Annotated in this window: 14 protein-coding genes; 10 read left to right on the top strand and 4 right to left on the bottom strand. The window is 73.3% G+C overall.

Annotation, left to right across the window (positions count from 1 at the left end; translation table 11 throughout):
- The first annotated feature begins 56 nt into the window (after positions 1-56).
- The 3 genes from ACRWND_RS01625 (at position 57) to ACRWND_RS01635 (ending at position 3006) form a co-directional block, all read left to right on the top strand.
- Positions 57-1355 (top strand): alpha/beta fold hydrolase, encoded by a 1299-nt coding sequence (locus ACRWND_RS01625; RefSeq protein WP_431945011.1) that lies wholly within the window; start codon positions 57-59, stop codon positions 1353-1355.
- A 133-nt stretch (positions 1356-1488) separates the two neighbouring features.
- Entirely contained in the window at positions 1489-2136 is a 648-nt protein-coding gene (locus tag ACRWND_RS01630; RefSeq protein ID WP_431945013.1) for an MBL fold metallo-hydrolase, read from the top strand.
- 81 nt (positions 2137-2217) lie between these two features.
- Positions 2218-3006: an exodeoxyribonuclease III gene (locus tag ACRWND_RS01635; protein ID WP_431945015.1), complete on the top strand. Its 789-nt coding sequence runs from the start codon at positions 2218-2220 to the stop codon at positions 3004-3006.
- Here the strand turns inward: ACRWND_RS01635 and ACRWND_RS01640 are convergent.
- Positions 2922-3791 (bottom strand): hypothetical protein, encoded by an 870-nt coding sequence (locus ACRWND_RS01640; protein WP_431945017.1) that lies wholly within the window; start codon positions 3789-3791, stop codon positions 2922-2924. The genes ACRWND_RS01635 and ACRWND_RS01640 overlap by 85 nt on opposite strands.
- Before the next feature lie 272 nt (positions 3792-4063).
- On the opposite strand from ACRWND_RS01640, the gene ACRWND_RS01645 reads away from it, so the two are divergent.
- The 3 genes from ACRWND_RS01645 to ACRWND_RS01655 all read left to right on the top strand — a co-directional run bounded on the left by ACRWND_RS01645 (position 4064) and on the right by ACRWND_RS01655 (position 6948).
- Positions 4064-4504 carry a DUF6278 family protein gene (locus ACRWND_RS01645; protein WP_431945019.1) on the top strand — a complete coding sequence of 147 codons (441 nt, stop codon included), beginning with the start codon at positions 4064-4066 and terminating at the stop codon, positions 4502-4504.
- A 302-nt stretch (positions 4505-4806) separates the two neighbouring features.
- Positions 4807-5091 carry a TfoX/Sxy family DNA transformation protein gene (locus ACRWND_RS01650; protein ID WP_431945021.1) on the top strand — a complete coding sequence of 95 codons (285 nt, stop codon included), beginning with the start codon at positions 4807-4809 and terminating at the stop codon, positions 5089-5091.
- Between the two features lie 792 nt (positions 5092-5883).
- A complete protein-coding gene (locus tag ACRWND_RS01655; RefSeq protein ID WP_431945023.1) occupies positions 5884-6948 on the top strand; it encodes an SGNH/GDSL hydrolase family protein in 1065 nt (354 codons plus the stop codon).
- Here ACRWND_RS01655 and ACRWND_RS01660 read toward each other — a convergent pair.
- A complete protein-coding gene (locus ACRWND_RS01660) occupies positions 6858-7613 on the bottom strand; it encodes a hypothetical protein (protein ID WP_431945025.1) in 756 nt (251 codons plus the stop codon). The two genes, ACRWND_RS01655 and ACRWND_RS01660, sit on opposite strands and share 91 nt — an antisense overlap.
- Before the next feature lie 88 nt (positions 7614-7701).
- Here ACRWND_RS01660 and ggt point away from each other — a divergent pair, with 88 nt between their 5' ends.
- Positions 7702-9513, top strand: coding sequence for a gamma-glutamyltransferase (gene ggt / locus ACRWND_RS01665; RefSeq protein ID WP_431945027.1), 1812 nt, complete (start codon positions 7702-7704; stop codon positions 9511-9513).
- On the opposite strand, the gene ACRWND_RS01670 is transcribed toward ggt, so the two are convergent.
- Positions 9495-10241, bottom strand: coding sequence for a metallophosphoesterase (locus tag ACRWND_RS01670; RefSeq protein ID WP_431945029.1), 747 nt, complete (start codon positions 10239-10241; stop codon positions 9495-9497). The genes ggt and ACRWND_RS01670 overlap by 19 nt on opposite strands.
- A 105-nt stretch (positions 10242-10346) precedes the next feature.
- Here ACRWND_RS01670 and ACRWND_RS01675 point away from each other — a divergent pair, with 105 nt between their 5' ends.
- From ACRWND_RS01675 to ACRWND_RS01685, 3 genes are all read left to right on the top strand, one after another.
- Positions 10347-10961: an ABATE domain-containing protein gene (locus ACRWND_RS01675; protein WP_431945031.1), complete on the top strand. Its 615-nt coding sequence runs from the start codon at positions 10347-10349 to the stop codon at positions 10959-10961.
- Between the two features lie 424 nt (positions 10962-11385).
- Entirely contained in the window at positions 11386-12231 is an 846-nt protein-coding gene (locus ACRWND_RS01680; protein ID WP_431945033.1) for a nitrilase-related carbon-nitrogen hydrolase, read from the top strand.
- Between the two features lie 7 nt (positions 12232-12238).
- On the top strand, positions 12239-13546 hold the full coding sequence (locus ACRWND_RS01685; RefSeq protein WP_431945035.1) for an aspartate aminotransferase family protein: 1308 nt from the start codon (positions 12239-12241) through the stop codon (positions 13544-13546).
- Between the two features lie 99 nt (positions 13547-13645).
- On the opposite strand, the gene ACRWND_RS01690 is transcribed toward ACRWND_RS01685, so the two are convergent.
- Complete coding sequence (locus ACRWND_RS01690) at positions 13646-14398, bottom strand: hypothetical protein (protein ID WP_431945037.1); 753 nt, start codon at positions 14396-14398, stop codon at positions 13646-13648.
- Between the last annotated feature and the right edge of the window lie 109 nt (positions 14399-14507).

The following is a 14507-nucleotide window of genomic DNA, read 5'->3' on the forward strand; positions in this document are numbered from 1 at the left end:
GCGCTCTGACGGGGCCGGCCGTCGCCGTCCGGGGACGCTTCGATAGCGTGGCGCGAGTGAGCGACGAGCAGAGCCCCAAGACCCTCCAGCACCGCATCGACGGCCCGCAGGACGCGCCGGTCCTCGTCCTCGGCCCCTCACTGGGCACCACATGGCACATGTGGGACCGGCAGATTCCCGAGCTGACCCGGCAGTGGCGGGTGCTGCGGTACGACCTCCCCGGCCACGGCGGCGCCCCCGCCGACCCCTCGGTCTCCACCGTCGAGCTCGCCGACCGCCTGCTGCGCACCCTGGACGAGGCCGGCGTCGAGCGCTTCGGCTACGCGGGCTGCGACCTCGGCGGCGCCATAGGCACCCACCTCGCGCTGCGCGCCCCGCAGCGCGTCGCCTCCCTCGCCCTGATCTCCTCGGCGGCCCGCTTCGGCACACCCGACGCGTGGCGGCAGCTGGGTCTGCTGGTCCGCGCCAACGGCCTGGACCAGCTCGCCCTGAGCGCCCCCGAGCGTTGGTTCGCCCCCGCCTTCCGCGCCGCCCAGGCCGCCATCGTGGACTGGTCCGTCCAGATGGCCCGGGCCGTGCACCCCGAGTGCTACAGCGCCGCCTGCGAGGCGCTGGCGACCCATGACGTGAACACCGGGCTGGGCCTGATCACCGTGCCGACGCTGGTCCTGGTCGGAGCCGAGGACCAGGTGACACCGCCCGCCGACGCCCGGGCCCTGATCGCCGGGATACCGGACGCGCGGCTCGCGGTCGTCCCCGGAGCCGCGCACCTGGTGCCGGTCGAGCAGCCGGCCGCCGTGAGCGAGCTCCTGGTACGCCACTTCGAGGCCACCTGGACCGCGCAGCCCGCCGCCGCGCCCGTCCCCCAGTCGCCCGCGCCGCCCGCGCCCAGCGCTTTCGATCCTGAACCGCCGGCCCCCCTGCGGCCCGCGCCGCAGCTCCACGGCGACACCGCGGCGGCCGGCCGCCCGGACCCGTACGCCGAGGGGGACCGCATCCGGCGCGAGCTCCAGGGCGACGCGCGCGCCGACCGGCCCGGGGCGGCCGAGCCGGCCGGCGAGTACGGCGGGGACTTCGAGGAGTTCGTCACCCGCTACGCCTGGGGCGAGGTCTGGAACCGCCCCGGCCTCGACCGGCGGACCCGCAGCGCCATCACCCTGACGGCGCTCGTCGCCGGCGGCCACCACACCGAACTCGCCGCGCACACCAGGGCCGCGCTGCGCTCCGGCCTCACCCCCGCCGAGATCGAGGAGGTGCTGCTGCACACCGCCGTCTACTGCGGGGTGCCCGCCGCCACCTCCGCCTTCGCGGTGGCACGGCGCGTCATCCGGGAGGAGACTCGGCCCCGGGAGTGAGCCCGCGCGGCTCGGCACGGTCCCCGGCCCGGTAGCCGTCCGCCCGTCGGCATCTCCCAGGGTGCGGCGTGTGCGGCCCGCACCTCGTCGGCCATGATGGCCGTGCCAAAGATCACCGCTCCGGAGGAGAGTCATGAAGCTGACGAAGAAGGGCCACGCCTGCGTCCGCCTGGAGAAGGACGGGCGCGTGCTCGTCATCGACCCCGGAGCCTTCACCGAGCCGGGCGCGGCCGTGGGGGCGGAGGCGATCCTCGTCACGCACGAGCACGCGGACCACTTCGGCGAGCAGCAGCTGCGCGCCGCGCTGGAGGCCGATCCGGCGGCGGAGATCTGGGCCCTGAAGAGCGTCGCCGACCAGGTCGCCGCCGCCTTCCCGGGCCGGGTCCACACCGTCGGCGAGGGCGACACCTTCAGCGCCGCCGGCTTCGACGTCGAGGTGCACGGCCAGATGCACGCCGTGATCCACCCCGACATCCCGCGCATCACCAACGTCGGGTACCTCCTCGACGGCTCCGTCTTCCACCCCGGCGACGCGTTCACCGTCCCCGGCCGGCCCGTCGAGACGCTGCTGCTGCCCGTGCACGCCCCCTGGAGCAAGGTCTCCGAGGTCATCGACTACCTCCGCGAGGTGAAGCCGGCGCGCGCCATCGACGTCCACGACGGACTGCTCAGCGACCTGGCCCGGACCGTCTACGACCGGCTGCTCGGACCCGACGGTCCGGGTGTCGGCGGCGCCGGGCACAGCAGGATGGCCCCCGGCGACAGCGCCGACCTGGGCTGACGCCCGGCCGGCGGCCTGCCGCGGACCGCCCCGGGACCGCCCCGGGACCGCTTGTCGGAGGCGGGCGGTACATTCGGGTCCATGCGCATCGCCACCTGGAACGTCAACTCGATCACCGCCCGCCTGCCGCGGCTGCTGGCCTGGCTGGAGAAGAACAGCCCCGATGTGCTGTGCATCCAGGAGACCAAGTGCGCCGAGGAGCAGTTCCCGTTCGACGACCTGCGCGCCCTCGGCTACGAGACCGCCGTCAACGCCACCGGCCGGTGGAACGGCGTGGCCCTGCTGTCCAAGGCGGGTCTCGAGGACGTCGTCGTCGGCCTGCCCGGCGGCCCGCTGTACGAGGAGGTCGACGAGCCCCGCGCGCTCTCGGCGACCTGCGGCCCGGTCCGGGTCTGGTCGGTGTACGTCCCCAACGGCCGCGAGGTCGGCCACGAGCACTACGCGTACAAGCTGCGCTGGTTCGAGGCGCTGCGGGCGGCGGTCGCCGAGGACGCGGCGGGCGAGCGCCCCTTCGCCGTCCTCGGCGACTACAACGTGGCCCCCACCGACGACGACGTGTGGGATCCGTCGGTCTTCGAGGGGATGACCCATGTCACCCCGGCCGAGCGTGAGGCGCTGGAGCACCTGCGCCAGGCCGGGCTCGACGACGTGGTGCCCCGCCCGCTGAAATACGACCGCCCCTACACCTACTGGGACTACCGCCAGCTGGCCTTCCCCAAGAACCGCGGCATGCGGATCGACCTCGTCTACGCGAACAAGGCCTTCGGCGAGGCGGTCACCGACGCCTACGTCGACCGCGAGGAACGCAAGGGCAAGGGCGCGTCCGACCACGCACCCGTCGTGGTCGACCTCGACGTCCCCGCCGCCTGACCGGTCCACCTCGCCCCGACGGGCAGGCCCACCGCGAAGCGCCCGCCGGCCCTGCGTCGGAACTCGACGTGGCCGCGCAGCCCGGGCGGACCGGGCAGGTGCAGGGTGGCCGGGTGCGCCACCTCGCGCAGGTCCACCACCACGGCGTCGTCCGGCAACCCTGCCAGCGCGGCGGCCAGCTCGGGGTCGGCCCCCGGCCGGGCATGCCCCACCGGGGTGCCCCGCAGGTCGGGCCGGTAGGAGAACACGTGCGTGGTCTCGGCGAGCCGTTCCAGCACCACGGTGTGGTCCGCGGCCCCGGCCATCCCTTCCGGCCCGGGACGCGGCGCTGTGCGGTCCAGGGCCGCCAGCCCAGCCCGGGCCAGCCGGGTGACCCAGTCGACCAGTGAGGGGGCGACATACGCCCAGGTGTCGAGGAAGACGCCGGTCGCGGCGAACACCCGGCCCCAGGCGCCGGTGACCTCGTCCACGTCGACGAAGAGGGTGTCGCCGCCGGACTCGTGCAGCAGATGCGCGGAGCCGGCCGGCCCCACGGCCCAGCCCCCGGGGTGCAGGCCGCGCTCGGGTCCCAGCCAGTACTCCTCCAGCCCGCCGAGCCGGATCGACCGCACCCTGCCGACCAGGTGCCGCACCTCGTGGGGCAGCGGCACTCCCCATGCCGCGATCTCGGCGTCGTCCGCGCCGGGGGCCAGCCGGACCGTGCCCGGTGCCCGCGCCCCGAGCTCCTCCAGCAGCCGCCAGGCGCGGTCCGCCGCCCTCGTCCCGGCTTCCCGTTCGTCCCGCATCGCATGGCCCTTCTCGCTCCGGGAGCCTTACGTACCGTATTGTGCGGCAACGGAACGTATACAACGGGCGGATGTCGATGGGCCGCGTCCGCGCTCGCGCTCCCGCGGCACGCCGCCGTGCTCGTGGAGGTCGGCGGGGGAGCCGCCGACGACGTGTGAGGCGGGCCGTCCTGAGCGCGGCGCGTGCGGCCGTTGCGTCCGTCGTGAGGGTGAACGCACGACATGGACCGTTCGCGGGACCCAGCCGAAGATCGACGCCCTACTCTGGCGGCATGGGCATCTCCTTTCTGGATAGATTGCGCAAAAGGTACGGCGAGGTTCGCGGTGCGACCGTGCCGCAGTCTCTCGCGGAGGACCGGGAGGGAGTCGCCGGACTGCTCTCGGAGTGCGAGCTGCTGCGCGCCAGGGCGGAGACCGAGGGGGTGGAACTGGACGACACCGCCGCCTCGTTGGAGCGTCTGGACCAGCTGGTGCCGCGCTGGCGCGACGACCCGGACGAGCAGTCCTGGCTGGGCAACGACGCCGGGCTCTACCTCGGGACGGTCGTGGTGCGCAATGTGCCGGGTGCGAGCTGGCAGATCTGGCCGAACGGACGGCCCGTCATCCTGCTGGCCTGCGGCCGTGAACTCGACGTCGTCGAGGCGGGCCACGAGTGGGCGCAGAGCGGCACCCCGGAGCTGTCCCAGGTCTACGCCGAGGCCTCCGAGATCTGAGCCCGCAGCGGGACCCACCGTGGCCGCGGCCGGGGCCGTGCCGGGCCCGTGTCGGGCCGCGACCCTGCACGTTCGGCCGCGTGCGGTCTCGCCTGCACCGAAGCGGACGGGCGGGCGGCGGAGCGCCGGCACCGACCCGCCCGGCACCGACCCGCCCGGTCCCGACACGGCCGGGGGCGCCGCGTTCCTCCGGTCCTTCCGGCCCCGGTTCGGCTTCGCCAGAGACGACTCCGCCCGGACGGCGAGCGTGTCTGGGCCGGGATCACCGTCTGACGGGGCGTCGGGAGGTGCATGATGGGGGCATGGACTCCCTGCAGCAGATGCCCAACATCGGCGCGGTCCTGGCCGAGCGCCTCCGCAGTGCCGGTGTGCCGGACGCCGACGAGCTGCGCCGCCTCGGGGCCGGAGGGGCCTTCGCGATGATCCGCGACGGGCTCCCCGAGGACGCCTGCACCCACACCCTGCTCGCCCTCGAGGGAGCTATCCGCGGTACCCGCTGGACCGCCATCCCCAAGGCCGACCGCGATGCGCTGGTCGGCCGGGTGCTCGGTGAGGGCCATGCGGGCGCGCCCGCGGCGGGACGGTAGCGTCCCGGTCCGCTCGACCGGCCGCCGAGGGGCGGCCCCGCCGCCGCAGCCATGCGTCGGCGGTCGGTGGAGGACACCGCGTCGGTGATCAGGCGGCGCGTTCGTCGCGCTGACGCACGTCCGCTGAGCCGACGTCACATACGTTCCGGCCACGCGGACCGTTCGTGTGCAGCCGCGCCGACGGCCCGCCTCAGCCAGGGCTGCCTGGGCCCGTACTGCCCGCGCTCCCCGGTCGCGGCCTGCCGCAGCTGTCGCCGCCCTGGTGGTGGGGACAGGCCTGGGACCGCGGGCCGCCGCCGCAGCAGCGGCGTGGACCGGCCGCCCATCGGCGTGTGCGTGCCGGCGCTGTCCAGATGGGCCGCCGCCGTCCTGGCGCCGGTGGGTCGCAAGCCGCGCCCCGGGCTGGAGCGAACGGACTGTCCAGCGCCATGCCGTACCCGGCCCCGCGTCGGGCACGGAAGCCGGGCCCGGCCTGTGCGATGCGCGTGCCGTCGGCGGCGAACGGCCGGCCCGCCGCGCGGCCGGAGGCCGGCAAGGAAACGACGACGGGGTCTCAGCGCCCGGCCGGCGACCGCGTTTCGCCGTCCTCCGCCGACGGCAGTTCGGGACCGAAGGCGAGTCCGGGGCGGCCCTCGGCCGCGCTTCCCCCGGCCCGGACGGCGACCGGTGAGGTGGCGAGTCGGGTTTCTGAGGGAACATCAGTCCATCGAGCGAACTTGCGACATACCCATTGACGTCGGCCACGGCGCGCGCGGAGTCTGAAACCGTCAGCGTCGACAGGGGGAGGACCCGATGGGTTGCGGACGTGCGTCGATCCTGGGAGCGGCCGCGGCTGCCGCGCTCGTGTTCGCCGCGGTGAGCACGGTTCCGGCCGTCGCGTACCCGAGCGACGGCCGGCATCACGTCCACACCCACGGTCACGGTCATGGCAGCGGCCACCGGGGCGCCTACGTCGCGCTCGGGGACTCCTACACATCGGGGCCACTCATCCCCGACCAGGTGGACGCCGCGTGCGGCCGGTCGAACCGGAACTATCCCTCGCTGGTGGCACAGCGTCTGAGAGGCACCGAGCTGACCGACGTGAGCTGCGGCGGGGCCACCACGGCCGAGATGTGGAAGGCGCAGGGCGGCAACCCCCCGCAGTTGGACGCGCTCAGCAGGCGCACCTCCCTGGTCACCGTGCAGATCGGCGGCAACGACATCGGCTTCGGCAGCATCATCAGCACCTGCGCCGGCGCGGCGGTCTCCGACCCGACCGGCAATCCCTGCGAGAAGCACTACTCGGCGGGCGGCACCGACCGGCTGCGGGCCGCGGTCGAGGCGGCGGCGCCCAAGGTCGACGCGGTGCTGGACGCCATCCGCCACCGCGCGCCGCGGGCCCGCGTCGTGGTCGTCGGCTACCCCGCCCTGCTCCCCGACAGCGGCGCCGGCTGCCGTCCGGCGGTGCCTTTCGCCGACGGGGACTTCGCCTACCTCCGGGACACCGGTAAGCGGCTCAACGCCATGCTGGCCCGGCGGGCCAAGGCCGCCCACGCCACCTACGTCGACACCTACACCCCGACCGTCGGGCACGACATGTGTGCGGCTCCCGGCGTCCGCTGGATAGAGCCGCTCACGCCCGCCGCCCAGGCCGCCCCCGCGCACCCGAACGCCCTGGGAGAACAAGCCATGGCGCCGCCGTCCTCAAGGCGCTCTGCGTACGCGGCCGCATATGACGGAGCCGCGAGGGTCTCGTGCCCTCGCGGCCGCCCGTGCCCTCGCGGCCGTCACTCCGCGGCGACGGCCACCGGGCGACTGGCGGGTGCGCTGGCTTCGCGGGTGACGTCAGCGACGACCTCCACCACATCGGGCCCGTAGGCCTCGGAGTTGACCACCTTCAGCAGCAGGCAGAAGGTGCCGTCGACACCATAGGTGCGGGAAAGTCGCTGGTAGTGGCGGGCGAGGTAGCGCACGGCGGCCTGGTTGGTCACCCCGCGCTGGCCGGAGGCGAGGAAGACCGGGCGATTGTTCCCGGTGTTCTCGTCGGCGGCCAGCCGGGCCAGGAAGACGTACTCCACCGCGCCCTTCTCCATGCGGTAGGTCTCGCCGCCCACGGTCAGGGCGCCCTGATCCTCGGCGGGTCCGGTGAAGTCGTGGACCCGAAAACCTGGGAGCATGGAACGCAGGTGCGCCGCCATGCGGTGGTTCGATATCGGGCCGCCGATGCAGAACTCCGTGCGCGCCCCGAAACCCTGCCAGGCGGTGTCGTGGGGCAGTATCTCGGCGTGCGCCCCGCACTCCTTGATCAGGGCGGACAGTTCGATCAGCGCGAAGACGTCGTGGCGCGCGACGCTCCAGCCGCGGGTCGAGCCCGGATCGCGGTTGACGACCAGGAGGCATTCCGAACCAGTGGGGAGCCCGAAGAATCGCTGTTTGCGCCGCAGTTTGCGCCGCCACAGGTACGTGCGGACGAACCAGCCCAGCGCGGCGCTGACGCCGCTCGCGACCAGTCCCAGGACGATATTGCGCACGTCGTCGCTCATGGGCCGCGATCGTAGTTGAGGCGTTCCTGACGAGAAAGGCAGGGTGGGGTTAGGCTGCCCGGACGGTCGTCCCAGTGGAGGTCCACGTATGCGTCGTCACGCTGTACGGATACTGTCGCTGCTCACCGTAACCGCCGCCGCGTTCTCGGTGGCCGCGGCCCCGCCGGGGGCCGAGGTACCGGTCCGGGACGCCGGACCCGCCAAGGTCCCCCTCGCCGTCGGCTACGGGGGCGCGGTCTCCAGCGTCGACGCCGACGCCTCCGCCGCCGGCATCGAGGTGCTGCGGCGCGGCGGGAACGCCGTGGACGCCGCGGTCGCCACCGCGGCGGCTCTCGGCGTCACCGAGCCCTATTCGGCGGGCATCGGCGGCGGTGGCTACTTCGTGTACTACGACGCCAAGCAGCGCAAGGTGCACACCATCGACGGCCGGGAGACGGCCCCGAGGAGCGCCACCGACAAGCTCTTCGTCGAGAACGGCCAGCCGCTGCCCTTCAACGACGCCGTCACCAGCGGTCTGAGCGTCGGCGTCCCCGGCACCCCCGCCACCTGGGACACCGCGTTGAAGTCCTGGGGCAGCCGGAGCCTGCGGGACGTGCTGCGGCCGGCCGAGCGCCTCGCGCACGACGGCTTCACCGTGGACGCCACCTTCCGCAGCCAGACCGAGGCCAACCAGGCGCGCTTCCAGGACTTCCCGGCCACGGCCGCGCTCTTCCTGCCCGGCGGGCAACTGCCCGTCGTCGGCTCCACCCTCAAGAACCCGGACCTTGCCCGCACCTACTCCGAGCTCGGCCGCGAAGGGGTCTTTGCCGTCTACGGCGGCGGCATAGGCAAGGACATCGTCAACACCGTGCGCAAGCCGCCGGTGGACCCGGCCGCCACCCGGGTCGTCCGCCCCGGCGACCTCACGACCGCCGACCTGAAGGCATACAAGGCCAAGCCGCAGAACCCCACCCGCGTCTCGTACCGCGGCCTGGACGTCTACGGGATGGCCCCGTCCTCCTCCGGCGGCACCACCGTCGGCGAGGCGCTGAACATCCTCGAGCGGACGGGCCGTCTCTCCCGGCTGTCCGAAGCGCAGTACCTGCACCGCTTCCTCGAGGCGAGCCGGATCTCCTTCGCCGACCGCGGGCGCTGGGTCGGCGACCCCGCTTTCGAGAAGGTCCCGACCGCGGGGCTGCTGTCGCAGAGGTTCGCCGACTCCCGCGCCTGCCTGATCAAGGACGACGCGGTGCTGGCCAGCCCGGTCGCCCCAGGGGACCCGTCCCGTCCGGCGCGCTGCGACCGCGGTGGCAAGGCCGCCCCGACCACGTACGAGGGCGAGAGCACCACGCACCTCACGGTCGCCGACAAGTGGGGCAACGTCGTCGCGTACACCTTGACCATCGAGCAGACCGGGGGCAGCGCGATCACCGTCCCCGGGCGTGGCTTCCTGCTCAACAACGAGCTGACCGACTTCTCCTTCGCCCCGGCGAGCCCCTCCGTCCACGACCCCAACCTGCCCGGCCCCGGGAAGCGGCCGCGTTCGTCGATGTCCCCGACGATCGTGCTGAAGGACGGCCGGGTGGACTTCGCGCTCGGCTCGCCCGGCGGCGCCACGATCATCACCACGGTGCTGCAGGTGCTGACCGAGCATGTCGACCGCGGCATGCCGCTGGTGGATGCGATCGCCGTGCCCCGCGCCAGCCAGCGCAACGCCGCGACGACGCAGGTGGAGCCCGCCTTCCTCGCCAGCGATGTGGCGGCGGAGCTGAAGGACATCGGGCACAGCTTCGCGGACGCGGGCGAGATCGGCGCCGTGACCGGTGTGCAGCGACTGCCGGACGGACGCTGGCTGGCCGCCGCAGAGAAGGTGCGCCGCGGTGGCGGCTCGGCGATGGTGGTTCAGAGCACGATGCGGTAATGAGTCGTCAGGCGCCGTTCGCCGTCGAGCACATGGAAGGCGACGCCGGGCGGCGCCGAACGGTCGGCCACCGCGCCGTCCTGCCCCGATTCCCACGGCATGCGCAGCGTCCACGTCACCCCCGGCGCGGCGATCAGCGGCCGCCCGGCGAAGCTCGTGGCGGCGGGCGTGTGCGCGTGCCCGGTCAGGACGGCCACCACCTCCGGGTGCGCCGCCAGCAGTTCCGCCAAGGCCTCGGGGCGTCCCAGCCGGTAGCCGTCGGGCAGCGGATGGTGCAGCGGCACGGGCGGGTGGTGGAAGGCCACCAGCGCGGGAGTCCCCGGCGCGAGGCCGTTCAGCGTCGCGGACAGCCACCGCAGGGTGTCCTCGTCCAGGAGGCCGTCGTCCTCACCAGGGATCGTCGAATCGCACATTAGGATGGCCGTCCCGGCGACGAGGTGCGCCCGGTTCACCGGCCCTGCCCCCTCCGCCTCGCCCAGCAGCGCCTTGCGGTAGGCGGCGCGGCGATCATGGTTGCCCGGGCAGCAGAGCACGGGGAAGGGCGCCTGGAGGATCCGGGCGGCGTCCTCGTACTCGGCGGGGGCGCCGTGGTCGGCGATGTCCCCGGTGACCAGCAGTGCGTCCGGTTGCCGGGGGAGTCCGCGCAGGTACGCCATGACGCGGTCGGCGCGCTCCGACGAGCGCTCGGTGCCGTCGAGATGCAGATCGCTGATATGAGCCAGCAGCATGGGCCGCTCCCCTCCTGGGCTAACGTTAAATGGATTCTATGCCATTAGAACGGCAGAAGGGTAGGCGGTAGAGTGCCGTCGGCGGGCCATCGAGAGGAGGACGTCATGGAGCGGGACCTCGCCATAGAACTGGCGAACACCCTCCGCCACGACGGTGACGGAGGGGTCGCCGACGACCTCGGCGACCCGACCGCGCTGACGGCCTGGGTTCGCGCGCACCTTCCCGAGGCCGACGGCTTCGCCGCGGACGACGCGGCGCTCGCCGATGTGCTCGCCCTGCGCCGCGCCCTGCGCGCCCTGTTCGCCCGCGCCGTGGCGCCCGGGCCGCCCAGTGCCGCCGACGCCCGGCGCCTGATGCCCGCCGAGGAGGCTCTCACGCACCTCAACGCCGCCGCGGCGCTGCTCCCCGTCGCCCCTCGGCTCGTGTGGCCGGTGCAGCAGGCTCCCGTCGCCACGCTCGTGTCGACGGCGCAGCCGGCCGAGCCGGTGGCCCGCGTCGTCGCGGCACTCGCCCGGGCGGCCGTGGATTTCCTTGCCGGACCCCGGCGCGACCGGCTGCGGTCCTGCGGCGCGCCCAGGTGTGTCCGGTATTTCGTCAAGTCCCACGGCCGCCAGGAGTGGTGCAAGCCGTCCTGCGGCAACCGCGCCCGTGTCGCCCGCCATTACCGACGTCACCATGCGGAGCAGGTTCAGGGGCGAGGGACCGAAGCTGAGGGCTGAGGCCCGTGGGCGCAGCGGTGGGGGAGCGCCGCTGACGCCTCCGCCCGCCGGGCGCTCGTCGTGCCCCATGGCGCCGCCGGCGTCGGGCTGTGTGCGTGTGCCGGCCACCGTATGCCTCACCGACACACTGCCGGGCCGCCCTCGCAGGAGGGGCAGCCCGCCGGGCCGCCCTCGCCCGGGAAGGCGGGCAGGCGCGTCGGCCCGGTCTTGCCGCCGCGGCCGGTGCCCGCCCGTGAGCGCCGCGGCGTGGCGGCCGCACTGCGCCGGGCGGGTCTGCCCGACCCCGAAACCTGATCGGCTTCGTTGAGTAACGGCGCTGGTATTGCCACAGTGGGCAGTGGGCTCTTACGTTCGTCCCAACGCCGGATCTACGTGCGTAGACCAGCCTGCCGTTCCGGCGTGCCCTTGCGTCAAAGGAGCTGTCATGCCCAATGTCGTACGCGCCGCGCTCGTCCAGGCGACGTGGACCGGTGACACCGAGTCGATGATCGCGAAGCACGAGGAGCACGCCCGCGAGGCAGCCGCGCAGGGTGCCCAGGTGATCGGCTTCCAGGAGGTGTTCAACTCCCCCTACTTCTGCCAGGTCCAGGAGGCCGAGAACCACCGGTGGGCCGAGCGGGTGCCGGACGGTCCGACCGTGCGGCGTATGCAGGCGCTCGCCCGGGAGACGGGCATGGTGACGGTGGTGCCGGTCCACGAGATCGAACAGGACGGCTTCTACTACAACACCGCCGCCGTGATCGACGCCGACGGCAGCTACCTCGGCAAATACCGGAAGCACCACATCCCGCAGGTCAAGGGCTTCTGGGAGAAGTTCTACTTCAAGCCCGGCAACCTGGGGTGGCCCGTCTTCGACACGGCCGTCGGCAAGATCGGCGTCTACATCTGCTACGACCGCCACTTCCCCGAGGGCTGGCGGGCGCTCGGCCTCGCCGGCGCGCAACTGGTCTACAACCCCTCGGCGACGCATCGCGGGCTCTCCTCGTACCTGTGGCAGCTGGAGCAGCCGGCCGCGGCCGTCGCCAACGAGTACTTCGTCGCCGCCATCAACCGGGTCGGCCAGGAACCGGACTACGGCGACAACGACTTCTACGGCACCTCGTACTTCGTCGACCCCCGCGGCCAGTTCGTGGGTGACGTGGCCTCCGACAAGGAGGAACAGCTGATCGTGCGTGACCTGGACTTCGACCTGATCCCCGCGGTGCGCCAGCAGTGGGCCTTCTACCGGGACCGCCGCCCTGACGCCTACAGCACCCTGACGGAGGCGTGAAACGTCCATGACCATCACCGAGAACCCGCACGCCGCGCTCCACTCCCGCCACCAGGCCGTGATGCCGCAGTGGCTCGTGACCTACTACCGGCAGCCCATCGAGATCACCCACGGCGAGGGCCGCCACGTCTGGGACGCCGAGGGCCGGCAGTACCTGGACTTCTTCGGCGGCATCCTCACCACCATGACCGCCCACGCCCTGCCCGAGGTGACCGCCGCGATCCGCGAACAGGCGGGGCGGATCCTGCACTCCTCCACGCTCTATCTGAGCTCGCAGGCCGTCGAGCTCGCCGAGCGCATCGCCCGCCTGTCGGGCGTCCCCGACGCCCGGGTCTTCTTCACCACCTCCGGCACGGAGGCGAACGACACAGCGCTGCTGCTCGCCACCACGTACCGGAAGTCCAACCAGATCCTGGCGCTGCGCAACAGCTACCACGGGCGCTCCTTCTCGGCGATCGGCATCACCGGCAACACCTCCTGGTCGCCGACGAGCCTGTCGCCGCTCCAGACGCTCTACGTGCACGGCGGCGTCCGACACCGCGGCCCGTACGCGCACCTGTCCGACGCCGAGTTCACGGCTGCCTGCGTGGCGGATCTGGAGGACGTGCTCGGCCAGGCCAACGGCCAGGTCGCCGCCCTGATCGCCGAGCCGGTCCAGGGCGTCGGGGGCTTCACCTCGGGTCCTGACGGGCTGCTGGCCGCGTTCAAGCAGGTCCTGGACCGGCATGGCATCCTGTGGATCACCGACGAGGTGCAGACCGGCTGGGGCCGCACCGGTGAGCACTTCTGGGGCTGGCAGGCGCACGAGGGCTCCGGCCCGCCGGACGTCTTGACCTTCGCCAAGGGCGTCGGCAACGGCCTTTCCATGGGCGGGGTCGTCGCCCGCGCCGAGGTGATGAACTGCCTCACCGCCAACTCCATCTCCACCTTTGGCGGCAGCCCCATCACCACGGCCGGCGCGCTGGCCAACCTGCAATACCTCCTCGACCACGATCTGCAGGGCAACGCCCGGCGCGTGGGCGGTCTGCTCAGGTCGCGACTGGAGGCCATCTGCTCCGGGCTCCCGGTGGTGCGCGAGGTGCGCGGACGCGGGCTGATGCTCGGCGTCGAGCTGGCCTCGCCGGCTGCCGCGGGCCTCGTCCTGGAGGCGGCGCGTGAGGGCGGCCTGCTCATCGGCAAGGGCGGCCGGGCCGGCGACGCGCTGCGCATCGCCCCGCCGCTCTCCCTGACCGTCGCGGAGGCGGAGGAAGGGGCGTCCATCCTGGAGTCGGCACTCAAGCAGGCCCAGAGCGAGCTGGGCGACGGTTCAACCTGACGCCGCGGCACCGCCTCAAGCGCGGGCAGGGGCCTCGCCCCGCCCGCGCCGCCGCCGTTGCTCACCGGTTCCCGTGTGGCGCGTGGAACGTCGGGCGGGTCATCGGCGCGCCGCACGCGATGCTGCGGCCGCCGGGGTGGGCGACGCCGGGCGGTCCGGGTGCTGCGGGCGGCCCGGTCTGCGGAAGTGGGTGTACGGCGGATATGCCGCGAAAGCGATGTCGAGCTCGGGCCCGCGCCATCCGTCGCCGGGGTGCAGCAGCGGCGTGAGCGACTCGACCAGGGCCATGTGCCCCTTCACCACGCCCTTCTGACACGGCCCCTGGCCGGCTGCCCACGCCAACTGCGTGGCCGCGAAGGAGAACGTGCCGCGGCTGCCGACGAGGATGAGGGTCCGGGCGTGTCCGACGGGCCGCAGCCGGTCGCGGGATTCCGCGCGGCCGTACCGTTTCCACCAGGCGTCGGCGTCGCGTGCCGTGCGCGCCTCGTCCGTGCGGACCGTCAGCGGTACGCCGCCGGTGAGCCGGCGGCGCAATCCGGGCCATGCGCTCGCCCGCAGGCCGAGTGAGTGGTGGATCAGGACGAGGTCGACCCGGCCGCCGCACGCCTCCAGATACCCCTCCTCCCGCAGGGGCACTCCGCCGCGCAGCGGGACGTGGACGATGGTGCGCCGGGAGCAGGCCGCGAAGGAGAACATTCCGGCGAGAGTCGAGAGCCCCGCGTGGTCGCCGACCAGGAAGCCGTAGGCGGCCGGGTCGGTGAGCGCCGTGTGGCGCGGGGGGTGCCATGGTTGCACGACCCGGTGCTCGACGGGCCCGGTTCGCGGCCGGAACTGACGCAGTCTCATTCGCACGCGGGATCCTCCATCCGCCCATCGTCGCCGCGTCGCCGCGGCCCGGGCAACGCGATTTCCCCGCACGCCGCATACCAGCTCATATGCCTGATTCATGGCATATTGTGAG

The sequence above is a fragment of the Actinacidiphila sp. bgisy167 genome (genome assembly GCF_965342175.1).
In the GTDB taxonomy this organism is placed as follows: Bacteria; Actinomycetota; Actinomycetes; order Streptomycetales; family Streptomycetaceae; genus Actinacidiphila.